Here is a 5,281-nt window from a genome sequence, read left to right on the forward strand (position 1 = left end):
GCAGCCCCTGGGATGGGACGGGTAGGGGCGGCGGGGGCGAGGAAAAGCCCGGGACCGCCCCCGTCACCATGCCCCCTCCACCGCCCGACCAGAAAGTGCCCCCATGCCCGCCCCCACCCCCGAGCTGATCTCACCCCGCTCCGCTCGCGTATCCGCCGCCCGCAGACTCGCCAAGCGCAACTTCCGGGGCAAGGACCGCCTGTTCCTCGCGGAGGGCCCACAGGCCGTACGCGAGGCGGCCGGCCACCGCACGACCGACGGAACGGCAACCCTCGTCGAACTGTTCGCCACGGTGGAGGCCGCGGAGCGGTACGCCGACATCGTGGGCGAGGCACGCACCGCCGGCGCCCGCGTCCACCTCGCCGCCGAGCAGGTCATCGAAGACATCTCCACCACCGTGACGCCACAGGGCCTGGTCGGGATCTGCCGCTTCCTGGACACCCCGTTCGAGGAGATCCTCAAGAGCCGGCCCAAGCTCGTCGCCGTACTCGCCCACGTACGCGACCCCGGAAACGCCGGCACCGTCCTGCGCTGCGCCGACGCCGCCGGCGCCGAGGCCGTCGTCCTCACCGACGCGTCCGTCGACCTCTACAACCCCAAGGCCGTGCGGGCCTCCGTGGGCTCGCTCTTCCACCTCCCCGTCGCCGTGGGCGTGCCCGTCGAGCAGGCCGTCGCGGGGCTCAAGGACGCCGGGGTGCGGATTCTCGCCGCGGACGGCGCGGGGAAGGACGACCTCGACGACGAACTGGACAAGGGCACCATGGGCGGACCCACGGCCTGGGTGTTCGGGAACGAGGCGTGGGGGCTGCCGGAGGAGACCCGGGGGCTCGCCGACGCCGTCGTACGCGTACCCATCCACGGAAAGGCCGAGAGCCTGAACCTCGCGACCGCCGCCGCCGTATGTCTCTACGCGTCCGCCCGTGCACAGCGCGCCTTCGGAGGGTGCCGCACCGTCACTCCCAGCTAGTAGGGTGACGGGCTCGGGGGCCCACTGCACAACGCGAGAGGTGGGGTACGGGGATGAGGGTCGGCACGAGCAGCACACTGGGGGCACGCGCGGCGCGCGCCACACCCGCGACCCGGCACGGTGATCCCGCCGAGCTCGGCATCGACCCCGACGACCTCCCCGACGGACTCGTCGTCGCCGACGAACAGGGCCGCGTGATCTGCTTCAACGCCGCCGCCGCCCGGATCACCGCCACCCCCGCCGCCGACGCCCTCGGCCGCCCCCTGGAACGGGCCCTGCCCTTAGAGGACCTCGAAGGCCGCCGCTGGTGGCAGCTGACCGACCCGTACGGGGGGCTCGCCATCCGGGTGGGACAGCCCGAGCGGAACCTGCTTCTGCCGGGGGCGCGCGAAGTCCTCGTGTCGGCCCGCTACATCCGTACGGAGCCCACCGGTCCCGTCCGCCGTGTCGTCGTCTCCCTCCGCGACACCGAGGCCCGACGCCGCACCGAGCGCAGCCACGCCGAGCTGATCGCCACGGTCGCCCATGAACTGCGCTCCCCCCTCACATCCGTCAAGGGCTTCACCGCGACGCTGCTCGCCAAGTGGGAGCGGTTCACGGACGACCAGAAGAAGCTGATGCTGGAGACCGTCGACGCGGACGCCAACCGGGTCACCCGGCTCATCGCCGAACTGCTGGACATCTCGCGGATCGACTCCGGGCGGCTCGAAGTACGGCGCCAGCCCGTCGACATAGGCGCCGCCGTCGGACGGCACATCCAGGCGTACGTCGCCGCCGGACAGCCCGCCGACCGGTTCCTGCTCCGCATCGAACAGCCCCTGCCCCGGCTGTGGGCCGACCCCGACAAGATCGACCAGGTGCTGAGCAACCTGCTGGAAAATGCGGTGCGCCACGGCGAGGGAACCGTCACGATTGACGTCACGCCCACCGCGTCCCCACGTGAGGGGGAGGACGTCGGTACGTCGGTCACCGTGAGCGACGAGGGCACCGGCATCCCGGAGGAGTCCATGAACCGCGTCTTCACCCGCTTCTGGCGGGGCAGCAAGCGCGGCGGCACGGGCCTCGGGCTGTACATCGTCAAGGGCATCGTCGAAGCCCACGGCGGCACCATCACGGTCGGACGCGCCCCCGGCGGCGGCGCCGAGTTCCGATTTACGTTGCCCGTCGGGGCCCCGGCCTACCTGGCCTGAGCCGCCTGCGGGCGCGTTCGCACACCTCCACCCCGTTAGACTCGGCCTTTGGCACCTTTGTGTCCCACGCACGTCAGACCCATGAGCCGGTCACGGGGACCTTCAGCCAGCCAATCGGAAGCACGGGAAGAGATGTCGGCACCGAATAAGTCGTACGACCCTGTAGAGGTCGAGGCGTTGAAACCGGAAGAGATCGAGCGCATGCGGGACGAGGCGCTCGCCGCCTTCGCCGCCGCGGACTCCCTCGACGCGCTCCAGGAGGCCAAGGTCGCCCACACCGGGGGCACCTCTCCGCTGGCCCTCGCCAACCGCGAGATCGGCGCCCTGCCCCCGCACGCCAAGGCCGCCGCCGGAAAGCTCGTCGGCCAGGCCCGTGGCGCGGTGAACAAGGCGCTCGCCGCCCGCCAGGCCGAGCTGGAGGCCGAGCGCGACGCGCGCGTGCTGGTCGAGGAGGCCGTGGACGTCACGCTGCCCTACGACCGGGTACCGGCCGGCGCCCGCCATCCGCTGACCACGATGATGGAGCGCGTCGCCGACGTCTTCGTCTCCATGGGCTACGAGATCGCCGAGGGCCCCGAGGTCGAGGCCGAGTGGTTCAACTTCGACGCCCTGAACTTCGGCCCGGACCACCCGGCCCGCCAGATGCAGGACACCTTCTTCGTGGAAGGCCCGAAAGGCGCCGACAGCGACGGCGAGTCCGGGGTCGTGCTGCGCACGCACACCTCGCCCGTGCAGGCCCGCTCCCTGCTCAGCCGGGAGCTGCCCGTCTACGTCGTCTGCCCCGGCCGGGTCTTCCGCACCGACGAGCTGGACGCCACGCACACCCCGGTCTTCCACCAGATCGAGCTGATCGCCGTGGACGAGGGCCTGACCATGGCCGACCTCAAGGGCACCATGGACCACATGGTCCAGTCGCTGTTCGGCGAGGACATGAAGACCCGGCTCCGGCCGAACTTCTTCCCGTTCACCGAGCCGTCCGCCGAGATGGACATGCTCTGCTACGTCTGCAAGGGCGAGTCCGTCGGCAACCCCGACCGGCCCTGCCGCACCTGCTCCAGCGAGGGCTGGATCGAGCTGGGCGGCTGCGGCATGGTCAACCCGCGGGTGCTGGTCGCCTGCGGCGTCGACCCCGAGAAGTACAGCGGATTCGCCTTCGGGTTCGGCATCGAGCGGATGCTGATGTTCCGCCACAACGTCGAAGACATGCGAGACATGGTCGAGGGTGACGTCCGGTTCACCCGGCCGTTCGGGATGGAGATCTGATGCGGGTCCCGCTTTCTTGGCTGCGGGAGTACGTCGACCTGCCGGCGACCGAGACCGGCCGTGACGTCCAGGCCAAGCTCATTTCGGCCGGTCTGGAGGTCGAGACCGTCGAGCAGCTCGGCGACGGCCTCAAGGGCCCCCTCGTCGTCGGCCAGGTGCTGACCATCGAGGAGCTGGAGGGCTTCAAGAAGCCGATCCGCTTCTGCACGGTCGACGTCGGCCGGGCCAACGGCACCGGCGAGCCCCAGGAGATCGTCTGCGGCGCCCGCAACTTCGCCGTCGGCGACAAGGTCGTCGTGGTCCTCCCGGGCGCCGAGCTGCCCGGCGGCTTCGCGATCAGCGCCCGCAAGACCTACGGCCGCAACTCGCACGGCATGATCTGCTCCAGCGACGAGCTGGGCATGGGCGACGACGGCACCAAGGGCATCATCGTGCTCCCGCCGGAGTACGAGGTCGGCACCGACGCCATCGAGCTCCTCGAACTGGTCGACGAGGTCCTCGACATCGCCGTCACCCCCGACCGCGGCTACTGCCTCTCCATGCGCGGCATCGCCCGCGAGACGGCCACCGCGTACGGGCTGCCGCTGCGCGACCCGGCCCTGCTCGACGTGCCGGGCCCGAACGCCTTCGGCCACCCGGTGCAGGTGTCCGATCCGCTCGGCTGCGACCGCTTCACCGCCCGCACCGTCACCGGGCTCGACCCCGACGCGCAGTCCCCGATCTGGCTCAAGCGCCGCCTCCAGAAGGCCGGCATGCGCCCGATCTCGCTCGCCGTCGACATCACCAACTACGTGATGCTGGAGCTCGGCCAGCCCCTGCACGCGTACGACCGCGCCCGTGTCCAGGGCGCCATCGGCGTACGCCGCGCCGAGGCGGGGGAGAAGCTCACCACCCTCGACGGTGTCGTACGCACGCTGGACGCCGAGGACCTGGTCATCACCGATGACCGGGGGCCCATCGGCCTCGCCGGTGTCATGGGCGGTGCCAACACCGAGGTCGACGAGACCGACGGCACCACCACCGAGGTCGTCATCGAGGCCGCGCACTTCGACGCGATCGCCATCGCGCGCACCGCCCGCCGCCACAAGCTGTCCTCCGAGGCGTCCAAGCGCTTCGAGCGCGGTGTCGACCCGCAGGCCGCTGCCGCCGCCGCCCAGCGCACGGTCGACCTGCTGGTCCTCCTCGCCGGCGGCACCGCCGACGCGGGCGTCACCGAGGTCGTCACACCCTCCGCGCCGCACACCATCACCATCCCGGCCGACCACCCGGACAAGGTCGCGGGCATGGAGTACGGCCGCGAGACCGTCGTACGCCGCCTCCAGGACGTCGGCTGCGACGTGTACGGACAGGACGAGCTGATCGTCACCGTTCCGTCCTGGCGGCCCGACCTCACCGACCCGAATGACTTGGCGGAGGAGGTCATCCGTCTTGAGGGCTACGAGAACCTGCCCTCCACGCTGCCGAAGCCCCCGGCGGGCCTCGGCCTGACCGGCCGGCAGCGGCTGCACCGCCGCGTCGGCCGCGCGCTGGCCGGCGCCGGATACGTCGAGGCGCTGAACTACCCGTTCATCGGCGAGCACGTCTTCGACCAGCTCGGCCTCGCCGCCGACGACAGGCACCGCAAGGTCGTCAAGCTCGTCAACCCGCTCTCCGACGAGGAGCCCGCCCTCCGTACGACGCTGCTGCCCGGCCTGCTGGGCGCCCTGCGGCGCAATGACGGGCGGGGTTCGCACGATCTGGCGCTCTTCGAGACGGGGCTCGTGTTCCACCCCCAGGACGAGCTGAGCATCGCGGCCCGGCTGCCCGTCGACCGCCGGCCCACCGACGAGGAGCTGGCCTCCCTCACGGCCGCGCTCCCCGT

4 protein-coding genes are annotated in these 5,281 nt (G+C 71.4%); all 4 read left to right on the forward strand.

The features are described from left to right. Positions 1-103 precede the first annotated feature (103 nt). Positions 104-967: a TrmH family RNA methyltransferase gene (locus STRIP9103_RS37440; protein WP_009334020.1), complete on the forward strand. Its 864-nt coding sequence runs from the start codon at positions 104-106 to the stop codon at positions 965-967. Positions 968-1,020: 53 nt separating this feature from the next. Next, the gene (locus STRIP9103_RS37445; protein ID WP_009334018.1) at positions 1,021-2,157 is read left to right on the forward strand and encodes a sensor histidine kinase; all 1,137 of its coding nucleotides are present in this window, start codon (positions 1,021-1,023) and stop codon (positions 2,155-2,157) included. Between the two features lie 132 nt (positions 2,158-2,289). Further along, the gene (gene pheS, locus STRIP9103_RS37450; RefSeq protein WP_009334024.1) at positions 2,290-3,420 is read left to right on the forward strand and encodes a phenylalanine--tRNA ligase subunit alpha; all 1,131 of its coding nucleotides are present in this window, start codon (positions 2,290-2,292) and stop codon (positions 3,418-3,420) included. Beyond that, positions 3,420-5,281: phenylalanine--tRNA ligase subunit beta (gene pheT / locus STRIP9103_RS37455; protein WP_009334022.1), on the forward strand; the 1,862-nt coding region annotated here is incomplete at its 3' end. The genes pheS and pheT, both read left to right, overlap by 1 nt.

This window comes from Streptomyces ipomoeae 91-03, assembly GCF_000317595.1.
In the GTDB taxonomy this organism is placed as follows: domain Bacteria; phylum Actinomycetota; class Actinomycetes; order Streptomycetales; family Streptomycetaceae; genus Streptomyces; species Streptomyces ipomoeae.